The following is a 22,748-nucleotide window of genomic DNA, read 5'->3' as shown; positions in this document are numbered from 1 at the left end:
AAAACTATGGATATTATTCTACTTGAGCGTATTCCTCGTCTTGGTCAGATGGGTGATATTGTCTCAGTTAAAGATGGTTATGCACGTAACTTTCTTTTGCCTCAAGGGAAAGCTTTACGCGCAAATGAAACTAATAAAAAACACTTTGAAATCCAGCGCGCTCAACTCGAGGCACGTAATCTTGAACGCAAAAGTGAAGCACAAAAAGTTGCTGAAAAACTTGATGGTAGATCATTTATTGCCGTCCGTTCCGCTGGTGAAACGGGGCAACTTTACGGATCTGTATCAACACGTGATATTTCTGAAATTATAACAAATGCAGGTTTTTCTATTGGACGCAATCAAGTGGAACTAAATCATCCAATAAAAACTATCGGTCTCCATACAATCACTCTTAACCTACACCCTGAAGTTCAAATTTCTGTGATCATTAATGTTGCACGTTCAGAGAGTGAAGCGCAACGCCAAGCGGAAGGTGAAAATTTAACCTCTGCTGAAGCCATATATGATATTCAGGAAGAATTGATAGAAGAAAATCAGGAAGAGTTATTAGCAGAGGAACATCATGAGAATGATGCAAAAAGCATGAATGAAGAAGCTTAATTGCTATTTTTATTTTCTGTCTTGTATTTTTTATTTTTCTATCATTTAATGCACTGGTGCATTGTAAAATGCTTAGCTTAAAAGACTAAGCATTTTATTGTTTTATCGTTAGAAAACTACATTCTTATGAGAAAGCAGTGTTTAGTATATTGTGTAAAAACATACTACACTAGGAACTATAAACATGGTAAGCATAATTATTCTCATAGATTGCTTTTATCAAGATAGAAACAGAAGATAATTACCCAAATCCCTGCTTTTTAAAAAGAGTGGTATTTGTGTACAATGGTCAGTTGATTACATCCTTATTTCATCTAAAATAAATTCTAATGATAAAGAAAAGCAACTTTACACATGCTGATATTGAAACTTTTGCGCCATATAATATCAGAGGTATAATACGAAAAACTTACATATTATAAAAATAAAATGTAAAGGAATAAATTGCATGTAGATAATACACAGATGCTGAATAAGCAATCGAAGAAAGTCTGAAAAATTAAAAGTGTAATTTTAATTTAAAATGAAGATTTTCTTTCTATCCTTTTGGTACACACCTAAGTAGCTAAACATGAAATTTGAGTGGAAAAAACTGTTATGGAAGAAACAAGCATTGTCAATTTCAGCTCTTTACAAAAAGAAGTTTCCTCTTCTTTTCAGCAACTCCCGCATAACATTGAAGCTGAACAAGCATTGCTTGGCGCACTTCTCATCAATAATGGTGCTCTTGATCGCGTTTCAGATTTTCTAAAACCAGCACATTTTTTTGAGCCATTGCATCAAAAAATCTACGATATTTTATCTCACCTTATCGAAAAAGGGAAAGTTGCAGATCCGGTTACCATCAAGCCTTTTATTCCAGCAGACGAAAAAATTGGTGATATCACCGTATACAATTACGTTGTTCGTTTAGCAAAAGAAGCAGTAACAATCATTAATACCGAAGATTATGGACGGGTTATCTATGATCTTTTTATCCGGCGCTCTTTGATTAATCTTGGAACTCAAGTTGTCAATACAGCTTTTGATGCCCCTGTAGAACTTACACCCAGTCAACAAATTGAAACTGTTGAACAATGGTTGTTTGAACTAGCAGAAAAAGGAAAATATGGTGGTGGATTTGAAAATTTTAATGAAGCTGTCAAAAAAGCTATTGATATGGCAAGCGCTGCTAAAAAACGCTCTTCACACTTATCAGGGATAGCTACTCACATTAAAACACTTGATGAAAAAATGGGTGGATTACAACCCTCTGATCTAATTATCCTCGCTGGGCGCCCTGGTATGGGAAAAACGTCATTGGCTACCAATATTGCCTTTAATATTGCCAATGCTTGCAATCATAATAGCAAAACAGAAAAAAATGAGGGAGGTATTGTTGGATTTTTCTCGCTTGAAATGTCATCAGAACAACTTGCAACCCGTATTATCTCCGAACAAACAGAGGTCTCTTCTTCTGATATCCGGCGGGGGAATATTTCAGAAGAACAATTTTCTAAAATCATCCGTGCAATGAATCGCTTACAAAAAGCACCGCTTTACATTGATCAAACTGGTGGTATATCAATTACGCAACTAGCTGCTCGTGCACGACGTCTCAAACGGCAACATGGTTTGGATGTCCTGATTATTGACTATATCCAGCTTATGACAAGCCATTCAAAGCGTTCCTCAGAAAATCGTGTTCAAGAGATTACAGAGATTACCACAGGATTAAAAACATTGGCAAAAGAACTGAATATTCCTATCATTGCTCTTTCACAGCTTTCACGACAAGTTGAAAATCGAACAGATAAACGCCCACAACTTTCCGATTTACGTGAATCTGGTTCAATTGAGCAAGATGCTGACATCGTTCTTTTTGTGTACCGTGAAGAATATTATCTCAAAAACGAAGAACCAAAGATAGGCACTCTTGAATATGAAAGATGGCAAAACACAATGGACAAAGCTTTTGGAAAAGCTGATGTTATTGTTGCAAAACAGCGCCATGGACCAACAGGAACTGTTCATCTTGCCTTTCAGTCTGATTTCACACGCTTTAGCGATTTGGCAGATAGCAATTATCTTCCAGAACAAATTGGTTTAAATCATCATGGCACGTAGCCGTATTCAATTTATCTGCCAAAATTGTGGTACTATCTATTCACGTTGGGCAGGAAAATGTAGTGCTTGTGGCGAATGGAATTCCCTTATCGAAGAAAATGTGAATAGCGGCATCGGCACTGGCCCTATGCAAAATATTCGCAAAGGACATATTGTCGCACTAACGTCCCTTTCTGGCGATCTTAAAGATGCCCCACGTATCCATTCTGGCATCGCTGAGCTTGATCGTGTTACAGGTGGGGGGTTTGTCCGTGGATCAGCACTCCTTGTTGGTGGCGATCCCGGTATTGGAAAATCAACATTGCTGACACAAGCTTCTGCTGCTTTATCGCGAAAGGGACATAATGTTATCTACGTTTCAGGTGAAGAAGCTATTGCTCAAATCTGTTTACGTGCACAAAGACTTGGAGCTGCCAATACAGAGGTTAAACTTGCCGCTGAAACCAATGTTGAAGATATTCTTGCAACTTTAAGCGAACATAAAAACCTTGATATGGTTATTATCGATTCTATTCAGACTCTCTGGTCAGATGCTGCTGATTCAGCGCCTGGTACCGTTACACAAGTGCGTATCGGCGCTCAAGCAATGATCCACTTTGCCAAAAAAACAGGAACAGCTGTTGTTCTTGTTGGCCATGTAACAAAAGATGGACAAATTGCAGGCCCCCGTGTTGTCGAACATATGGTTGATGCCGTTCTTTATTTTGAAGGTGAAGGTGGACATCATTATCGAATCCTTAGAACTATAAAAAATCGCTTCGGACCAACGGATGAAATTGGTGTTTTTGAAATGTCTGATAAAGGATTACGGGAGGTCATCAATCCATCTGAACTTTTTTTAGGTGAACGAAATGAAAAAGCTCCGGGCACCGCTGTTTTTGCAGGAATGGAAGGAACACGGCCAATATTAGTGGAAATTCAAGCGCTTGTTGCTCCCTCCTCACTTGGAACACCACGACGCGCTATTGTAGGATGGGATGGAAATCGTCTTTCAATGATTCTTGCTGTTTTAGAAGCCCATTGTGGAATTCGCTTTGGACAACACGATGTCTATCTTAACGTTGCAGGCGGATATCGCATATCAGAACCAGCAGCTGATTTAGCTGTTGCAGCAGCTTTGGTATCCTCTCTTGCAAATATTCCTCTTCCAACAGATTATGTTTATTTTGGTGAAATCAGCCTTTCAGGAGCCACCCGTGCCGTTGCACATTCAGCCCAGCGCATCAATGAAGCAAAAAAACTTGGTTTTCAAGGGGTAGTTCACCCTACTACTACAACCGAAAAAATGAAATTACTCAATTTTCAACAAAAAACATTCTCCGACCTTCCTGAACTAGTTGCCGCTATTACTTGCCGATAAAAAACGCTCCGCACTACACGCATGATAATATAGAAAAAACTCTACAAAACACAAAAGGTCCTTGCTATAAGAATAAAAAATGGCATAACAAGAAACGCATTTGTATACTAACTTAAAAGAACACAACTTTATGTATAAGGAACAAACGAATGATCATAACAGTCCTTGATGGAATTGTCGTAGTATTCATCCTGTTGTCCGCTTTTCTCGCTATGTTCCGTGGGTTTTCACGCGAGGTTCTATCTTTGGTTTCCTGGGCAATCGCAGCCGGTGCCACACTGTTTTTATTCAAGCCTATATTGCCCTTCTTTGAGCAATATCTCTCTAATAAAATGATCGCATTGATCACAACATTGGTTACGATTTTTATTATCGTTCTTATTATCACTTCAATCATTGCAATGAAGATCTCGGATTTTATTATTGATAGTCGAATTGGCATTCTTGATCGTACTATCGGTTTTGTTTTTGGAGCACTTCGTGGTTTATTTATTATGCTCATCGGCATGCTCCTTATTAACGCACTTATTAAACCTGAACACCAGGCGAACTGGTTAAAAAATGCAGCAACAAAACCTTTCTTAGATTCATTAGGACAAAAAGTTTGGGAAATACTCCCAAAAGATCTCGACACTGTTCTCGAAAAAGCGGAAAAAGTTTTTAAAAGAGATAACGCTCATACACAGGATCAGAACCCTCCTGAAAAGATAATTCGGCAAAATGGAGAATAGTTCGTTATAGGCAAAAAATTCTAAATAATTATGTGAAGTATGATATAATCATTCCTCATAGCACAATTGAAAGAATATGATGACAAAAAACGATATTTCCTGTCAGAATTTTTCATTAGATGATGATATCCTTCATGAAGAATGTGGAGTGTTTGGTATTCTTGGTCATGAAGATGCAGCAACATTAACAGCTCTCGGACTCCATGCGCTTCAGCATCGTGGGCAAGAAGCAGCTGGGATTGTTTCTTATCATAATAAAATGTTTCATCAAGAAAAGCATCTCGGTCTTGTTGGTGATCACTATACAAACCCCGCAACGCTCGCTCGTTTACCGGGGAATCGTGCTATCGGGCATACACGTTATTCAACAACTGGAGAAATAGCATTACGCAACGTCCAGCCTCTTTTTGCTGAATTAAAAGCTGGAGGTATTGCTATTGCCCATAATGGTAATCTTACCAATGGTCTTACATTACGTCGCGAACTCATTGCTTCTGGTGCCATCTGTCAATCAACATCAGATTCAGAAGTTTTTCTCCATCTCATTGCTCGTTCGCGTTATGAATCGTCATCTGACCGTTTTGTTGATGCTATTCGGCAAGTGGAAGGTGGATATGCCATGTTGGCACTAACACGTACCAAACTTATTGCTGCACGCGATCCAATAGGTATTCGACCTCTCGTGATGGGCGAACTTGATGGTAAACCAATTTTTTGTTCTGAAACATGTGCACTTGATATTATTGGAGCAAAATATGTGCGTGATGTCAAAAATGGGGAAATTATCATCTGTGAAATACAGAAAAATGGGGAAATTACGAAAAAAACTATAGAACCAGAGAGTGATAAAGCAGAAAAACTTTGCCTTTTTGAATATGTTTATTTTGCACGTCCTGATTCAATTGTGGGAGGACGCAGTGTTTACACGGTACGTAAAAATATGGGAATCTATTTGGCACGAGAAGCACCTTGTGAGGGTGATGTTGTGGTTCCCGTTCCCGATGGCGGAACACCTGCTGCAATTGGTTATGCACAAGAGATTGGAATTCCTTTTGAGCTTGGCATTATTCGCAATCATTATGTTGGCCGCACTTTTATCGAACCAACACAACAAATTCGTGCTTTTGGGGTAAAATTAAAACATTCTGCAAATCGTCCTGTGATAGAAGGAAAACGTGTTATTCTCGTTGATGACTCCATTGTGCGTGGAACAACATCCCTTAAAATCGTACGAATGCTCCGCGATTCCGGAGCAAAAGAAGTGCATATGCGCGTTTCCAGCCCTATGATTTTCTATCCTGATTTTTATGGTATTGATACACCCAAAGTTGAAAGCTTGTTGGCTAATCAATATCCGGACTTAAAATCCATGTGTAATTTTGTTGGTGCTGACTCATTAGAATTTCTTTCAACAGATGGTCTATATCTTGCTGTAGCAGGAGAAAAAAGAAATAACACTGATCCACAATTTACTGATCACTATTTTACCGGACATTATCCTACAAATCTAGTTGATCAAGAAAGTATTCCCCAAATTCATCAATCATCTGTCCTTAAAACAAGAAATTAATGATGGCAAAAATTGATTTTAGTCTTTCTGGTCGGGTTGCACTTGTTACCGGTGCTTCAAGAGGTATTGGTTACCATTTAGCATTAGAACTCGCAACACGTGGTGCTCACATTATCGCCCTTGCACGCACAGTGCGTGGACTCACTATGCTTGACAATAAAATTCGAGAAACAGGTACTTCTGCTACACTCGTCCCCCTCGACTTACACCATATGGAAAATATTGGTGCTCTTAGCGTTTCTATTGCTGAGCGCTGGAAAAAACTCGATATCGTGGTTGCAAATGCAGGAGTTCTTGGAACACTCTCACCAATAGCACATATTGATGATACAGTATTTGAAGATGTTTTTCAAATAAATCTTATCAGCCAATGGCGTTTAATAAAAGCTGTTGAACCTTTGTTACGTAAATCTGATGCTGGACGAGCGGTTCTGTTATCTTCAAGTGTTGCTCATGTTCCACGTGCTTTTTGGGGACCTTACGCAGCTTCTAAAGCTGCTTTAGAAATTATTGCCCGTTGCTGGGCAGAAGAATTAAAGCAAACCCCTATTAAAATTAACTGTGTTGATCCTGGTGCAACACGCACTGCTATGCGTGCACAAGCCATGCCTGGTGAAGATCCTCAAATTCTCCCTTCACCGCAAGAAGTTGCAGCAAAGATAGCGCACTTGTTCTCACCTGATTTAAAAGAAACGGGTAAACTCTTTAGTGTTCGTAAAAATCGGTTTGCAGATTATCATGTACCTGATTAAGGCGACATATTATTTTATAAAAATAATTCATCTTATAATGCGATTTTTAGTAAGATTTTCTCATTTCACCCCTTCTCATTGTATATATAAATCAGAAAAAATGCTCGTTTGTATGCTATAAATTGGAATGAACGTGTGGATAAAATCGTTTAGAAAAGAGCAATCACGCCTCTCATAAATTCCTCCAATGCAAAAGAAGTCATGACATTGGAAACTAGTAAACAATAATTGATAGTGTCAGTTCGTACCTTTTTTAATATGCATAAAGACGGTAGAGCACAGTAAATTTTGCATTATACCCTTCATATCCTGTTATGAAATGAGATTGGAAACAATAAGAGAGTTTTTAAACAAGTTCATGAATGAGTAGTGCTATGGCGGATTATTCTTCTTAAAGAGCATGCTTTTTAAAACCATAAACATAGAAGAAAAATGATCAACCTGAGTTAAATTTTTCTCTACTTTTATTCTTATTCCCAGAAACAAAATATAACGCTCTACGATTCTTTGAGATTTTTAGCATTGACCTTTTTTCCTTCCAAAGCAGTGCGCTTATTATAAGCCACAAAACTGCAGGGAAGAAAAATCATATAGCCAACAGCAGTAATCAATAAAGTGTGCCATGTGTACGTTGCAAGAAAGCCTACATAAATAACAATACCCAACATGCACGGTACAACAATATCACGCCTCAAATTTTGATCAATTGTCTTTGCATTCCATACTGGTAAACGACTGACCAAAAGAAAAGCAATGATCACAGTATAAAGGCTAAAAAACAATGCCCAGCTCCAACTTGGCTTCAAGCCAAGAACTCCTAAATACATTGGCAATAAAAGCAATAATGCTCCTGCTGGGGCAGGAACACCAACAAAATAACTTTCCTTCCATTTTGGTATATCAGCATTATCCAACATCACATTAAAACGGGCTAATCGCAAACAACAAGCAACACAATAAACAAGCGCTGCTACCCAACCAACTTGATGCGCTTGAGTCAAAACAAAAGAGTAAACAATAAGAGCAGGTGCAACACCAAAATTAATCACATCAGCAAGAGAATCCATCTGCGCTCCAAAAGATGAACTCCCATCCATTAAACGAGCAATGCGACCATCGGCGCCATCTAAGATTGCTGCCAAAAGCACCATTAAAATAGCAGCTTCATAGCGATTCTCAAAAGCCAAACGCACACTGCTCATTCCTGCGCAAATAGCTAAAATAGTGATGATATTGGGGATGACATACCGCATTGGTGTAGGTGAACGCCACCGATTTACAACATCATCATGCTGTCCCTCAGGATTAAATGAAGAAAATAGTGAAAAATTTTTCATTGTTCGTCCTAATCAAATCTGAAGTCAGTTGTAGAATTCTTATCATCAAAAGAAGCTAAAACTGTCTCCCCAGCAATTGCTGTCTGGCCAACCGCAACACGCAATTTTACTCCCGTTGGTATATAAATATCAAGACGAGAACCAAAACGAATCAATCCAAATCGTTCTCCAGTGATAACAGAGTCATTTTCTTTTGACCAACAAATAATCCGGCGAGCAAACATCCCAGCTATCTGTACCACACCGATTTTACCATGTTTGCTGTCAATCACCATCCCATTACGCTCATTAAATTGACTAGCCTTATCAAGCTCAGCATTGATAAAACGACCTGGATGATAAATGATAGACTCTACCGTACCACTTATGGGAATACGATTGATATGACATGAAAAAAGATCCATAAACACAGAAATACGGATCATTTCCTCCTTACCTAATCCCAATTCTTCTGGAGGGATACATGGTTCAACGAATGAGATACGCCCATCAGCAGGAGAGAGAACCCAATTTGCATTCAAAGGAATGACACGATCTGGATCACGGAAAAAGTATATACACCACACAGTAAGAATCATACCACACCAAAATAACGGACTCCATACCCAACCAAGAATGAGCGAAATGATAAAAAACGCTATAATAAAAGGGTAACCTTCTTTATGAATTGGTACAAAGCCATTATGGATAGATTGTAGAATACTCATGTAATTTCCTATTCATAGTATAACTTAAAACAAGTAATAAATCTTTTTGTTCCTCCTTATTCTTTTATGTACTTCATCAATCACTCCACATAAAGTTATGGTCCACATTTTGCGCAGTTTATTTTTTACGATTAATAATACCCATCTAATCTTCTTTACGTATTTTGCGTAACTTTTCTTCAGCTTGTGAGACTTCAAGCTGTTTATTCCACATTGAAGCATACAAACCTTTCTTACGTAAAAGCTCTACATGCGTTCCATTTTCAATAATACGGCCATTTTTGAGAACTAAAATTTCATCAGCATTTATCACAGTAGAAAGACGATGTGCAATTATCAATGTTGTACGCCCACGGCTAACAACATCCAATGCTTGTTGAATTTCCTGTTCCGTTGCTGTATCAAGAGCTGCAGTTGCTTCATCTAAAATGAGAAGTGGAGGAGCTTTTAACAGTGTCCGTGCAACAGCCACACGTTGTTTTTCACCACCTGATAGTTTAAGTCCACGCTCACCTACCATAGACTGAAATCCTTCTGGCAGCATCTCAATAAATTTTGATATCTGTGCCATTTCAGCAGCTTTACGCATCTCTTCCTCTGTAGCACTTGGGCGTCCATAGTAAATATTATATGCAATCGTATCATTAAATAATACGGTATCCTGCGGCACCATACCGATAGCTTCACGCAAACTTTTTTGTGTTACATCACGGATATCTTGTCCATCAATTGTAATGGAACCCGCGTCAACATCATAAAAACGAAAAAGTAATCGAGAAATAGTCGATTTACCAGAACCAGATGGTCCAACAATTGCAACTGTTTTGCCTCCAGGAACTTCAAAATCAATATCCTTAAGAATATGACGAGATGGATCATAGGAAAATTTTACCTGATTAAACCGAATAGTACCATCCCTCACCACTAATGGTTCAGCATTTGATTTATCAACAATCTCTTGCTTAACATCTAAAAGATCAAACATGGCTTCAATATCAGTTAAACCTTGTCGAACATCACGATAAATTGAACCAATAAAATTTAATGGAATGGAAAACTGTATCAAAAGCGCATTAATAAAAACGAAATCTCCTACAGTTTGTGCCCCACGAAAAACTTCGTAAGCTGACATCAACATCAAGATAGCCATCCCAATACCAAAAATAAGAGCCTGACCAAAATTAAGCCAACTTAATGATGTCCAAATTTTGGTCGCTGCTTTTTCATAATTTGCCATAGAAGAGTCAAATCGGTGTGCTTCCAGAGTCTCATTGCAAAAATATTTAATTGTTTCAAAATTCAAAAGAGAATCAACAGCACGCGTATTAGCTTCAGTATCTGCTGTATTCATTGCTTGCCGAATACGAATACGCCAATCACTCGCCTTGATTGTGAACCACGTATATAAACTGACTATTATTACAACTATGCAAAAATAACGCCAACTATAGTTTATGTAGAATACAAATGCTGTCAAAATAAACTCTAAAACCGTTGGTACTGTGTTCAGAATTGAAAATCTAACAATAGCTTCAATTCCCTTTGTACCACGTTCAATCACACGAAAAAGCCCACCAGTTCGCTTTTCCAAATGAAATCGCAAAGACAATCCATGAACATGAACAAAGGTCTTATAGGCTAACTGACGGATGGCATGTTGACCAACGGTTGCGAATAAAGAATCGCGTAACTGATTTAATGCAGCTTGAACAATACGTGTAACATTATATGCTAAAACCAGCATAATAGGTATAATATAACTTGATGCCTCCCGCATAGAGAACTTAAAGCCTACATCAAGTGCATCCGTAGCATATTTAAAGAAATACGGTACAGATATGAGAAACAGCTTAGCTAAAACGAGGTAAAATAGTGCCCATAGTACCCGCACTTTTAAATCACGGCGTCCCACTGGCCACATATAAGGCCATAGATTATAAAGTGTACGCAAAGTATGGCCTGTATCTGATGATACAGTTTTTATCGTTTTATTTTGATTCATAAAGCCCTTACTTTTCTACCATCGACTCAATAGGCATCGCAATATTTTCTTTTTTGTCGTTTATAGGTTACATTCTGTAAACGATACGTATACATCTCCGAAGTTAGACTGTTTTTGAAAAAGGAACAAGAAATAATCCTTTATGAGGTTTATTATTTTGGTCTGTATGCTCATACCATTCTGCTGCAAATAAATTCTCAGCCTTTATACGTTTTTTTTTCAATTCTGCTTGAAGCCATGTCTTTGATCTACCAATTTCTTTAAGACCTTTATCGAAAATTTCACCATTTTGTACTAGAATGACAGACTTTTTACCTTCCTCTTTTTTAACAACAGAACAATCGCCATTGGTTTCTAAATGAACAAAAGCTGCTTCATGTAAACTACAGCCTTTAATGCGCAACATTGTAATCAAATCATCGACGGTAATACCCAAATTCTTAATTTTATCCATTTGAAATACGCCATCCAAAACTAATGTGACATTCTGACCTGCAACAAGACGACGAAAAAAAACAGAATAGCGTGCAAAAAAATTGAGCGATGTAAGCAAAGCTTGCCAAATACACAAAACAGCCAATAATTGAAAAATACTAATATTGGGATTATAAATCATCCCTCCGATAATACCCCCCATTACAAAATTACTCACCAAATCAACGGGTGTCATTTGACTAAGACTACCACGGCCGGTTGTTCTTAAAATTACGAGAAAAGCAATAAGACCTACAGCTAGCTTAAATGCGACATGCCCATAACTATATATAAATTCCATCATATTCTCCCTTTTTTATGAGAGCTGCTGGAATAGGCAAATTATCATCGCTTCATTTCCCACATTGTCACACGCTCGCCGGTCTGTGGGTCTTTTTCATCTTTTAAAATAACCCCCTCGGCTGCAAGCTCATCACGAATTGTATCCGCAGCTGCCCACTCTTTATTATGGATAAGTCGCAGCCTTTCAGCAATGCGTTGATTAATAAATTTTGAATCAAGAGAAGCTTTTCTCATAAACAATGGGCACTCTCCATCTCTCACCCACTCTTGGCGCAAGAGCCCAAATAAATTCATCCCATTTGCCAGAGATATAGCATCATCTGTTTTATAAAACTTGCGTAAAAGAGCAAACGCGTTCGGAGTGTTAAGATCATCACTGAGTGCATTTATTAAAGATTTATCAAGAGATTCGTTCTTCTCCATACAACCCTTTTTATAACGAAGCAATTCATACCAACGATACAGTTCTCGACTAGAGTTTGCTAAGCGCTCAGCTGTCCAATTTAACGGTTCACGATAATGTGTCTGTAACATCGAAAAACGCGCAGACAAACCTGCCCAATTTTGCTTTATTTCATCTGACGAAATGTCATTAAACTCAAAAAAATCACTTTCCAAAATAGAACGGATAGTCACGAAATTACCAAGGCTTTTGGACATCTTTTTGCCTTCAACCTGCAAAAAACCATTATGCATCCAAAGATTAGCCATTCGCTCAGTTCCAAAAGCTGAACAACTTTGCGCAATTTCATTTTCATGGTGAGGAAAAATCAAATCAAGTCCACCACCATGAATATCAAAAATATTTGCTGTTGGATCATCACAAGTCAAACCACCACCATAGGGTGTTAAGAGTTTCGCCATTGACATTGCAGAACATTCAATATGCCACCCTGGACGCCCTAAAACAGAAATTCCTGCTGGTGATACCCAACCTGGTTCCCCCTCCGCAGAAGGCTTCCATAAAACAAAGTCTATCTCTTCTCTTTTATAAGCAGCAACATCAACACGCGCACCCGCTCTCATTTCATCCAACGAACGTTTTGCAAATGACCCATAATGGGGATGTTTTTTGATACTACTCACAGAAAATAAAATATGATTTTCTGCTTTATAAGCATGCCCCTTTTCAAGCAACCTTTCAATCAAAGAGCGCATTTCTTCCAAATGATCCGTTGCACGTGGTTGACTGGTTGGCAACAAACAACCAAGTGCTCTTGTGTCTTGTTGAAATTGAGAATAAGTACGCTCCGTCAATCGACGAATAGCATCATTAAGTGCTAACTCTGGATATTCGCAAGCTGCTCGTGCATTAATTTTATCATCCACATCTGTAATATTGCGTACATATATAACATGATCATTTCCATAAATATGACGCAATAAACGAAATAAAACATCAAAAATAATTACAGGACGCGCATTACCTATATGCGCATAATCATAAACTGTTGGACCACAAACATAAAGACGTACTTTCGTCGCATCTATCGGTATAAAATTTTCTTTTTTACGTGTAAGCGTATTATAAAATCGCAACTCTCTCATCCTTATACTCCATTAGCGATATTATTCGCCGCCTCCTAAGATAAATCTTATCCAAAATCATTGCATTATGCGGTTTAAGCTAAAAATTTCGATCGCTTTTGTAAAATTCTCATAGTTGCCCCTTTCCTCTAGGCTGTATCGTTCATCTGTCACAAAAACAATCCACTTCATTGGATTGGATAAGAGTTTTTATCGATACATACTTTTTCTCGAGGAAAAAGTGTCACAGAAGAAAATCTGTAATGTGCAATACAACCTAAATTTACATGAAAAACAAATTGTATACAGAAAATTTGAAGTTTTGATCATATAAAGCTTTGTTAGAATTTTCAATAAATCTCTTTAGCACTTTCCTGACTCTCTATGCATGCCCTAAATTTTACAACATACCAGTTATTAAGAATGATGCATAAATTCATTTGCGTCCTATCTTTTAACATATGCTCTATGACAAAATCATTTTGCGCGATTGTAATGATACAGCAATTTATTAAAGGGAAGCAAATAAATTAATGCGTAATATATTGATAAATATCATTTTTTTAATATTTTTTTTAACTTTAATGCCAATTTTTGCACAACAATCACCATCCTATGAGACAAAATTGTTACGGCTAGCAGAAATTTTGGGATCCCTTCACTTTCTACAAAATCTTTGCAGTACTCCAACAAATCAATGGTATGACTACATGCATGTACTGATTGAGGCAGAACAACCAATGCCGCAAAGACGCGCTTACTTTTATGAAGAATTTAATAGAGCGTATCGTGCTTTTTCAGAAAATTATCATCATTGTACACAATCAGCAATTGAAGCAAACCAAAGATATATTGAAGAAGGAAGAGCCTTATCTGAAAGCCTTATCACGTCTTACAACAGTCAACCTGTACAAAAATTACCAAACCCTTGATTTTGATCTACCCCACTGACAATACTCTTAAAAATGGCCAGATCGATAGGCTTATTCTGATATGAATTATGGCAAATTTTAAAGAATAAATCCTTAATATACTTTTAATGTGTACAATAAAATCACCATGAGTACCTTTTGCCCATAAAGTTGTTTCATAAAATCCAATCAATTTTATGTGATCACACTAAAGCTTCTATAAATTTAACAGGTTCACCTTGCGAAGGTGTGATAATTTCACCTTCCCACATAACGCGCATACCACGAATAACAGTCCCAACAGGCCAACCTTTAACCTTTTGACCATCATAAGGTGTCCACCCTGCACGTGAACCAATTAATGCATTTGTAATAACTGCTTCCCGCTTCAAATCAACAATAGTTAAATCAGCATCATATCCAACAGCAAGGCGCCCCTTACAGCTTAGACCAAAAATGCGGCTAGGACCATGCGACGTGAGATCAACAAAACGTTCAAGAGAGATCTTTCCCGCATTGACATGTGTGAGCATAATTGCCGCTGTTGTTTGCACACCTGTCATACCGGAAGGTGAAGCAGGATAAGGCCGTAGTTTTTCTTCAAGTGTATGAGGTGCATGATCAGAACCTAATACATCAACAATACCTTGCTGAACACCATACCAAAGAGCTTCACGGTGGCGGCTCTCACGGATTGGAGGATTCATTTGAATGAGTGTACCAAAATGCTGATAAGCATCAGCAGTTAAAGTCAGATGATGCTGCGTAACTTCAATTGTCGCTACATCCTTATGTTTTTTTAGAAAATCAATTTCCTCTGCAGTAGAAAGATGTAAAACATGAATGCGCGCCTTCGTTTCATGCGCGATTTTTACTAAGCGCTGTGTACATTTTAATGCTACAACCTCATCACGCCACACTGGATGTGATGATGCATCTCCTTCAATACACAATATTTTACGCTCTTTAAGCCTTTCCTCATCTTCAGAATGAAAAGCCGCACGACGGCGTGTATTCTCCAAAATAAGGCGCACACTTTCATCATCATCCACCAAAAGATCACCCGTAGAAGATCCCATAAATACTTTAATTCCAGCAGCACCAGGAAGTCTTTCTAACTCAGCCAATTCATGTGCATTTTCACGCGTTCCTCCAACCCAAAAGGCAAAATCACAATGCATCCGATGAAATCCGCGTTTTACCTTATCAGACAATGCTTCTTCTGATGTGGTTAAGGGATTAGTATTAGGCATTTCAAATACTGCTGTAACTCCCCCCAACACCGCAGAATAAGAGCCGCTTTCTAAATCCTCCTTATGTTCATTGCCTGGTTCGCGAAAATGTACTTGACTATCAATAATACCTGGCAAAATATGTAGTCCTGTACAATCAATCACTTCACCAGCAGATGCACATGTAAGATCACCAATTTCAGCAATACAGCCATTTGTAACACCAATATCACGCTTATACTGTCCATCATGGTTTACAACTGTTGCACCTTTAAAAATTGTATCAAATGTTTTAAACATAGCCGTGCTCCTTACATATCCTTTCTTTATCGATTATGTAACTTTGGATAGAAAGGCAAGAACCATGATTAAAAAACAAAATGCCATTCTCTTTAAAAACCGTAGAATTATTAAAGTTACTGGTGAAGAAGCAACAGATTTTTTGCAAGTTCTTATCACGACAGATGTAACAAAAATTGGCTCACAAGAAATTTTTCCTGGAGCTCTTTTATCCCCACAAGGAAAAGTCATTACTGATTTTCTTATCGGTAAAAGAGATGACGGTTATCTTATTGATATCATTGTCTCTTTAGCTGATAGCTTCTATAAGCGTCTGCTCCTCTATAAGTTTCATAAAAAAGTGGAAATTACACAACCATTACAAGAGATTATTACAGTTTTTTGGAATAATGAATCAGACACTTTAGATTTTGATTCAAGTTTTCTTGATAAACGATTTCCACAAAAAGAAAAAGTAATACGAATCTATGGAAAAGTACCCTTTTTCGCTCCAGAATATCATAACAACTGGAATCGGTTACGTGTTCGTTACGCAATTGCAGAAAGTGATCAAGACTATGAAATAGGTAAAGTCTTTCCCCATGATATTAATTACGATCAAATCAATGGACTCTCATTCAATAAGGGGTGTTATATCGGGCAAGAAATTGTTTCACGAATGCATCACCGCCGCACAATCCGTCGTCGTATTTTGCTCGTAAAAAGTCAACATGAATTAATCCCAGGTTCCAGTGTTGAAGCAGGAACAAAGGTACTTGGCCACTTGAAAACATGTGCTGCAAACGAAGCTCTTGCTTTAATGCGTATTGACCACGTCAAAGATGCTATGGATAACAATATCCCCTTTACAGTAAAAAATGTTCCCGTCACTATAAATATTGCTGAAAATATGAATTTTACCTTCCCTGAAAATACTGTGGAAATGCACTAATGGCTAAAACTGAATTATCACGAAATGGAGAAGCACGTGCCTGGCAAAGAATGCTTTCTGGTCGGCGACTTGATTTGCTCAACCCTTCCCCTTTTGATATTGAAATCGAAGATATTGCCCATGGACTTTCCCGAGTTGCGCGTTGGAACGGCCAAACACAAGGAGAACATGCCTATTCTGTTGCACAACACTCACTTTTGGTAGAACAAATATTTCAGAAACTTTCTCCTCAATCATGTAGCGATGAGTGTTTGTGTGCTCTTCTTCATGATGCACCAGAATATGTTATCGGTGATATCATTTCGCCCTTTAAAGCTGTTATAGGAAAACAATATGAGTACATCGAAAAACGTATACAAGATGCCATCCATATGCGTTTTTCTCTCCCCGTTGATTCTCCTCAAAAGCTCTTAAAAAAAATCAAACAAGCCGACCGTATTGCTGCATTCTACGAAGCTATCACGCTTGCTGGATTTAATACAGAAGAAGCCCTTCGCTATTTTGGTTCTCCTGATAATATTTTACTCGATGATCTTAATTTGCAACCATACTCTACACAACAAATTGAGAACGCTTTTCTAATCCGTTTTAGCAACCTTGATACGCAGAGATCAAACTAATATTCTCCTTGCATCATTCATCCTTTATCATGTTAGTGGAAAAAGAATCTATTAAGTTATTGTTTTATCTTCTTAATATCTTATTGAAGGTAAGTATAAAAAGAATAAATTTCTTTATTCCATCTACTGTCCTATAGATATCTGATATTCTATAATCCTCACCGTTATAATAAATTGTCGTTTCAAATCAGCAAAAACGAACAGCATTAAGTCTACATTTTTTTATAATATGCATCCGTAAAAGTAAAAACTTTGAAAACGTACGTATTTACGAGCAAATAAAATAATATGTAAATGCAATAAAAGACAAAAATCATCGCTCAAATTGAACTCAAGCAAAAAGCATATAAACACTCAGAGTGCGATAACAAATGCTCTCTTGTCATATTTTTCAATTAGACTGGATTTTATTTCAGTTTGTAAACTTCCCTTTCTGCTGGAAAAGCACGGGATGTGACATCCTTTGCATAATTCTTGATTGCCATCTCCATTGCTTGTTCAAGAGTACCATAACGACGCACAAATTTTGGTACATAAGCGCCATAACCCAACATGTCTTCCATAACCAATACTTGTCCATCACACTGATTGGATGCGCCAATACCAATAGTCGGGATAGAAAGTTTTTCTGTAAGCCTCACCGCTAAGGGTTCGACAACCCCTTCCACAACAACAGCAAAAGCACCAGCCTCTTCAATCGCTACCCCATCAGTTTCAATCTTTTGCCAATCACTCCCATTGCACCCTTGCGTCTTGAAACCACCAAAACGATTCACCGCCTGTGGAGTAAGGCCGATATGTCCCATAACTGGAATGCCACGTTTACACAAAAAATCAATTGTTTCTGCTATATAAGCACCACCTTCAAGCTTCACCGCACCACACCCTGTTTGTACAAGAACACGCGATGCATTCAAAAAAGCTTGCTCTGGACTTTTTTCATAAGAACCAAAAGGCATATCAACAACGACAAGAGCTCTTTGAGATCCACGCACAACCGCCTGCCCATGCAAAATCATCATATCTAAATTAACAGGAAGCGTTGTCTCAAATCCATATACGACCATGCCAACACTATCACCAACCAAAAGAAAATCGCAATAGGGATCAGCAATCCGCGCCGTATAAGCCTGATAAGCCGTTAAAGAAACAATCGGCTTTTGCCCCTTTCTTGAGCGTATTTCAACAGAAGTGATACGTTTCGTCGTTTTATTATGTACACTCATGCTCAATCTTCTCCTGCAATATGTATTGATCAATAAGCCTCACGGTACCAAAACGAACAGTTAAAAGTAAAACTGCAGGTTTATCTAATTTTCCTTTGACCACGTATAAGGTTTCTATATCCCGTAAATCTACAGATTCAATGATCGCGCGCGATTCTTGCTGTAAAATATCGCGAACAACTTTGTGTAATTTATCAACCGATCGTTCTCCTTGACGATAAAGCTTTTCAGCAGCTTTACCACTTTTAGGAATAATTTTTGCCGCTTTGCGATCTTCTAATGTTAAAAACTGATTGCGTGAAGAACAGGCTACGCCATCTGATTCCCGTAAAATAGGAACTCCAACAATTTCAACAGGAAAGGCCAAATCTTTAACCATACGTCGAATAATTAAAATTTGTTGAAAATCCTTTTCCCCAAAAAAAGCCTTATCTGGTTGAATAATGTTAAAAAGTTTAGCAACAACGCTGGCCACTCCACAAAAATGCCCCGGACGCAACCTCCCCATCAAAATACGTGACAACTTTTCCACCTTCACAATTGTCTGATTTCCCGGTGGCCACATTTCTTCTACAGAAGGTGCAAAAACATACTCAACGCCTGCTTTTTTCAACAAAGCACAATCGCCCTCTAAATCTCTTGGATATTGATAAAAATCTTCATGGGGACCAAATTGCTTTGGATTGACAAAAATGGAAACTATACTTCGGCCACACATTGCTTTTGCCTGCTGCACCAATGCAAGGTGCCCCGCATGTAACGCTCCCATAGTGGGAACCAAACCAATCGAAAATCCTAAACGCCGTTCTTTGGCGATACATTGCCGTATTTCAGCAATTGTTTTTAAGATTTGCATCTTCACATTCTCTTCAGTGTTTCTTAAATTAACAAATTAATGCTTGCATACGAAATCGCTGTTCAAACAATTGTATCAAATTCATGCGTATCGATGGCTGTTTTATGTCTCGTGGTTCCCAAACATGACGCATTAAAAAAAAACCTGTTAAAATAAAGCCGTTTATTATGTCACTAAAATCTACAGGACGATTCGTTCTTTGCACAAGAAACTGTGGTAAAATTAAAAGCTTTTCCTTCCAAGGACGCCCCGCTTCCTCACATACAGCACGTCCTGATTTTGGTGATACATAATAAAGTCTTTCTCTGCTGCCTGTTGCAGCACAATGGGATAAATCAAGGCCAAAACCAAGTTCTTCAAGAAGCCGCATTTCAAAACGTACAAGTAATTCTGCGTTTGCAAACGATTCATCGAAATGCTGCATAAAAAGATATAACATATCATATAAAATAGGATGCGGATCACGTTCAGGAAGAAGACGCAAATGAAATGCTATCACCTGCAAAGCATAAAGTGCTTCTGGTAAAACTATTAATTGTGCCGCATGCAAATCAAGCGCTTCAAGCCGAAAAAGTCCCAAATGTTCGTCTAAACGCGCCCACCATTCAGCTTCAACAAAATTCCCAGGTTGAAGAAGTGCTGCCATACGACGCGAACGCCCCCCTTTTACCACCCCCATATAACGGCCATGTTGACGTGTCATAATCTCAAGGATAATACTTGTCTCACCATATTGGCGTGTACCAAGGATAATGGCTTGTTCTTTCCATTTCATTTTAATTTAAAAAATCCAATCCCATTTCACGGTAACGTTCCGGATCGCTATCCCAATTATCACGCACTTTCACAAAGAGAAAAAGATGAACTTTTTGATCCATGACCTCCATCAATTCCTTACGTGCTGCTTGACCAATCGCTTTAATTGTATCGCCTTTTGCCCCTAAAACAATTTTTTTCTGGCTATCACGCTCTACATAAATGACTTGATTAATTTTAACTGAACCATCTGAACGCTCTTCAAAGCTTTCTGTTTCAACTGTTGAAGAATAGGGAAGTTCATCGTGAAGGCGAAGAAAAAGCTTTTCACGCGTAATCTCAGCAGCAATGTGACGCATAGGCATATCCGAAATTTGATCTTCTGGATAATACCATGGTCCTTCCTGCATCATATTACTCAACGCATGAAGTAAATCCTTGCAACCAGAACCATTTAAAGCAGAAATCATAAATGTCTGCAAAAATTTCACGTGTTCATTAATTTTAGCAGTTAAAGCTAAAAGAGATTCTTTAGCAACTGTATCAATTTTATTTAGGACAAGAATCTTATTCTGTTTCATATCTTTCACAATATCTAACATCGTATAAACATCATCCGAAAAACCATTTTGAACATCAATCAAAACTAAAAGAATATCAGCACTCTTAGCACTCCCCCAAGCAGCAGATACCATTGCACGCTCCAACCGCTTACGAGGATGAAAAATACCCGGCGTATCAACCAAGACAATTTGCGTACTATCATGAATGACAATACCGCGGATCAGAGTTCGTGTCGTTTGTGCTTTATGCGTTACAATTGAAACCTTTTTCCCAACTAACTGATTCACTAATGTCGATTTTCCAGCATTAGGCATTCCAATAAGTGTAACAAAACCAGAACGCGTTTTCATAACGGCATCCATGGTCATTTTCCCATTGTTTCCCATATCCCTTCTCGTCGTAAAATTTTCTCAGCTGCCATCCTTTCAGCATATCTTTTAGAACTACCCTGCCCAATCTCTGGAGCAAAACCAGAAATGCTTACCTCTACCATAAAAACAGGATCATGATCTGGACCAGAACGCTTTATAACCCGGTAATGTGGCTGTGCGTTGCCCTGCATATGTGCCCACTCTTGTAATTCTGTCTTGGCATCACGTCGACCAGCATCCATTTGTTTTGCCCGATTTTGCCAATATCTTTGAATAAAAGGACGAACGCTCTCCAATCCTCCCTCTAAATACATTACAGCAATTAAAGCTTCTACTACATCAGCATGCATGTTGATGAGCCGGCGTCTCTCAAAGTTTTTCATCTCAAAACCAACATGAATCATTTCAGACAAACCCATTTCTCGTGCAATATCAGCACATGTCCGCGCATTCACCAAACCATTTAGACGTACTGATAATTCACCTTCACTTGCTTGCGGAAAAAATTGATAGAGCATTTCTGCGATCAAAAGCCCCAAAACACGATCACCTAGAAACTCCAATCGTTCATAATTCCCCTGTTCTGAATCTTGTACACTAGAATGCGTTAATGCTCTTTTTAATTTCTCTTCATCCTTAAAACGATGCCCCATCAGCTTTTCAAGCTGATCAATCATTGGATGCCTCATCGCTGATTCCTTGCTTGACAAGCGGCAAATCATGAACAGTATGGATAAGAGAAAATAAACGACTCCAACGTACATCAAAGGGCCAACGCCAAATCTGCCAAGCACTTGAACCATTACTAATAGAGAAAAAAATCACACTTGCTCGACCAATAAGATTCTCCTCTGGCACATATCCTACATCCAAACGACTATCATCTGAATTATCGCGGTTATCACCCATCATAAAATAATGCCCTGGTGGAACTTCAAAAACTTTTGTGTCATCAACCTGCGGAATAAAAGCTAAATCAAGGGTATTGTAACTAACACCATTGGACAGTGTCTCACGGTAGACGTCAACAGGATAATTAACTTCTGTTATATCAGAATTATGAATCTTCCCCATAAAGTGACGTGAAACAGCTTTATCATTAATATAAAGAACACTTTGACGAACTTGTATACGATCACCCGGCAGCCCAACAACACGTTTTATATAATCAATATTTGGATTACTGGGTAAACGAAAAACCACGACATCTCCACGCTGAGGCTGAGATGACCAAATACGTCCCGAAAAAAGAGGAAGAGAAAAGGGTATAGAAAAACGAGAATATCCATACGCATATTTTGAAACAAACAGATAATCCCCCACAAGCAAAGTAGGACGCATTGAACCGGAAGGAATACTGAAAGGCTGAAAAAAAAGTGTGCGAATAAGTCCAGCTAAAAACAGAGCCTGTATTAAAACTAAAATAAATTCAAAAATTCCGCCTTTTTCTTTCCTTTTATACATTTTCTCTTTCTGAATCATTACAGACTACCTTCCCTTCACAGATAT

The 22,748-nt window shown here is 38.2% G+C and carries 21 protein-coding genes; 9 read left to right on the top strand and 12 right to left on the bottom strand.

All coding sequences use genetic code 11. The features are described 5' to 3' along the window. Positions 1-6 precede the first annotated feature (6 nt). The 6 genes from rplI (at position 7) to J7R07_RS01795 (ending at position 7,122) form a co-directional block, all read left to right on the top strand. On the top strand, positions 7-603 hold the full coding sequence (rplI, locus tag J7R07_RS01820) for a 50S ribosomal protein L9 (protein WP_208435218.1): 597 nt from the start codon (positions 7-9) through the stop codon (positions 601-603). 597 nt (positions 604-1,200) lie between these two features. After that, positions 1,201-2,709 (top strand): replicative DNA helicase, encoded by a 1,509-nt coding sequence (locus tag J7R07_RS01815; protein WP_208435217.1) that lies wholly within the window; start codon positions 1,201-1,203, stop codon positions 2,707-2,709. After that, positions 2,699-4,069, top strand: coding sequence for a DNA repair protein RadA (gene radA, locus J7R07_RS01810; protein ID WP_208435216.1), 1,371 nt, complete (start codon positions 2,699-2,701; stop codon positions 4,067-4,069). Before J7R07_RS01815 ends, radA begins: the two co-directional genes overlap by 11 nt. Positions 4,070-4,218: 149 nt before the next feature. After that, positions 4,219-4,800, top strand: a complete 582-nt coding sequence (locus tag J7R07_RS01805; protein ID WP_208435215.1) for a CvpA family protein — start codon at positions 4,219-4,221, stop codon at positions 4,798-4,800. A 76-nt stretch (positions 4,801-4,876) separates the two neighbouring features. Continuing rightward, positions 4,877-6,370, top strand: a complete 1,494-nt coding sequence (gene purF, locus J7R07_RS01800) for an amidophosphoribosyltransferase (RefSeq protein WP_208435214.1) — start codon at positions 4,877-4,879, stop codon at positions 6,368-6,370. 2 nt (positions 6,371-6,372) lie between these two features. Then, a complete protein-coding gene (locus J7R07_RS01795; protein WP_208435306.1) occupies positions 6,373-7,122 on the top strand; it encodes an SDR family NAD(P)-dependent oxidoreductase in 750 nt (249 codons plus the stop codon). A 497-nt stretch (positions 7,123-7,619) separates the two neighbouring features. On the opposite strand, the gene pssA is transcribed toward J7R07_RS01795, so the two are convergent. From pssA to cysS, 5 genes are all read right to left on the bottom strand, one after another. Continuing rightward, positions 7,620-8,459: a CDP-diacylglycerol--serine O-phosphatidyltransferase gene (gene pssA, locus J7R07_RS01790; RefSeq protein ID WP_208435213.1), complete on the bottom strand. Its 840-nt coding sequence runs from the start codon at positions 8,457-8,459 to the stop codon at positions 7,620-7,622. An 8-nt stretch (positions 8,460-8,467) separates the two neighbouring features. Then, entirely contained in the window at positions 8,468-9,166 is a 699-nt protein-coding gene (locus J7R07_RS01785; protein WP_208435212.1) for a phosphatidylserine decarboxylase, read from the bottom strand. Between the two features lie 145 nt (positions 9,167-9,311). After that, complete coding sequence (locus J7R07_RS01780) at positions 9,312-11,168, bottom strand: ABCB family ABC transporter ATP-binding protein/permease (RefSeq protein ID WP_208435211.1); 1,857 nt, start codon at positions 11,166-11,168, stop codon at positions 9,312-9,314. Between the two features lie 103 nt (positions 11,169-11,271). Further along, positions 11,272-11,943 carry a DUF421 domain-containing protein gene (locus J7R07_RS01775; protein WP_208435305.1) on the bottom strand — a complete coding sequence of 224 codons (672 nt, stop codon included), beginning with the start codon at positions 11,941-11,943 and terminating at the stop codon, positions 11,272-11,274. Positions 11,944-11,987: 44 nt separating this feature from the next. Continuing rightward, on the bottom strand, positions 11,988-13,493 hold the full coding sequence (gene cysS, locus J7R07_RS01770; protein WP_208435210.1) for a cysteine--tRNA ligase: 1,506 nt from the start codon (positions 13,491-13,493) through the stop codon (positions 11,988-11,990). Between the two features lie 512 nt (positions 13,494-14,005). Between cysS and J7R07_RS01765 the strand changes: the two genes are divergently transcribed. Continuing rightward, the gene (locus tag J7R07_RS01765; RefSeq protein ID WP_208435209.1) at positions 14,006-14,404 is read left to right on the top strand and encodes a TIGR02301 family protein; all 399 of its coding nucleotides are present in this window, start codon (positions 14,006-14,008) and stop codon (positions 14,402-14,404) included. A 182-nt stretch (positions 14,405-14,586) separates the two neighbouring features. Here J7R07_RS01765 and J7R07_RS01760 read toward each other — a convergent pair whose 3' ends face one another. After that, complete coding sequence (locus J7R07_RS01760; RefSeq protein ID WP_208435208.1) at positions 14,587-15,915, bottom strand: dihydroorotase; 1,329 nt, start codon at positions 15,913-15,915, stop codon at positions 14,587-14,589. A gap of 64 nt (positions 15,916-15,979) precedes the next feature. Here J7R07_RS01760 and ygfZ point away from each other — a divergent pair, with 64 nt between their 5' ends. Together ygfZ and J7R07_RS01750 are read left to right on the top strand one after the other, a co-directional pair. Continuing rightward, positions 15,980-16,846: a CAF17-like 4Fe-4S cluster assembly/insertion protein YgfZ gene (gene ygfZ / locus J7R07_RS01755; RefSeq protein ID WP_208435207.1), complete on the top strand. Its 867-nt coding sequence runs from the start codon at positions 15,980-15,982 to the stop codon at positions 16,844-16,846. Further along, positions 16,846-17,466, top strand: coding sequence for a YfbR-like 5'-deoxynucleotidase (locus J7R07_RS01750; RefSeq protein ID WP_208435206.1), 621 nt, complete (start codon positions 16,846-16,848; stop codon positions 17,464-17,466). Before ygfZ ends, J7R07_RS01750 begins: the two co-directional genes overlap by 1 nt. 407 nt (positions 17,467-17,873) lie before the next feature. On the opposite strand, the gene panB is transcribed toward J7R07_RS01750, so the two are convergent. The 6 genes from panB to lepB are packed head-to-tail and all read right to left on the bottom strand — an operon-like array spanning position 17,874 to position 22,721. Further along, positions 17,874-18,692 (bottom strand): 3-methyl-2-oxobutanoate hydroxymethyltransferase, encoded by an 819-nt coding sequence (gene panB, locus J7R07_RS01745; protein ID WP_208435205.1) that lies wholly within the window; start codon positions 18,690-18,692, stop codon positions 17,874-17,876. Next, positions 18,679-19,548: a pantoate--beta-alanine ligase gene (panC, locus tag J7R07_RS01740; RefSeq protein WP_208435304.1), complete on the bottom strand. Its 870-nt coding sequence runs from the start codon at positions 19,546-19,548 to the stop codon at positions 18,679-18,681. Before panC ends, panB begins: the two co-directional genes overlap by 14 nt. A 28-nt stretch (positions 19,549-19,576) precedes the next feature. Further along, a complete protein-coding gene (gene recO, locus J7R07_RS01735) occupies positions 19,577-20,323 on the bottom strand; it encodes a DNA repair protein RecO (protein WP_208435204.1) in 747 nt (248 codons plus the stop codon). Position 20,324: 1 nt separating this feature from the next. Then, positions 20,325-21,230, bottom strand: coding sequence for a GTPase Era (gene era / locus J7R07_RS01730; RefSeq protein ID WP_208435303.1), 906 nt, complete (start codon positions 21,228-21,230; stop codon positions 20,325-20,327). A gap of 2 nt (positions 21,231-21,232) precedes the next feature. Next, on the bottom strand, positions 21,233-21,928 hold the full coding sequence (gene rnc / locus J7R07_RS01725) for a ribonuclease III (protein ID WP_208435203.1): 696 nt from the start codon (positions 21,926-21,928) through the stop codon (positions 21,233-21,235). Then, positions 21,909-22,721 (bottom strand): signal peptidase I, encoded by an 813-nt coding sequence (gene lepB, locus J7R07_RS01720; RefSeq protein ID WP_208435202.1) that lies wholly within the window; start codon positions 22,719-22,721, stop codon positions 21,909-21,911. The genes rnc and lepB overlap by 20 nt, the downstream gene beginning before the upstream one ends. Positions 22,722-22,748: the final 27 nt, after the last annotated feature.

This window comes from Bartonella phoceensis (assembly GCF_902825145.1).
GTDB lineage: Bacteria > Pseudomonadota > Alphaproteobacteria > Rhizobiales > Rhizobiaceae > Bartonella > Bartonella phoceensis.
Note: the sequence above shows the minus strand (reverse complement) of the source record. Positions and strands in the feature narration are given on the sequence as shown.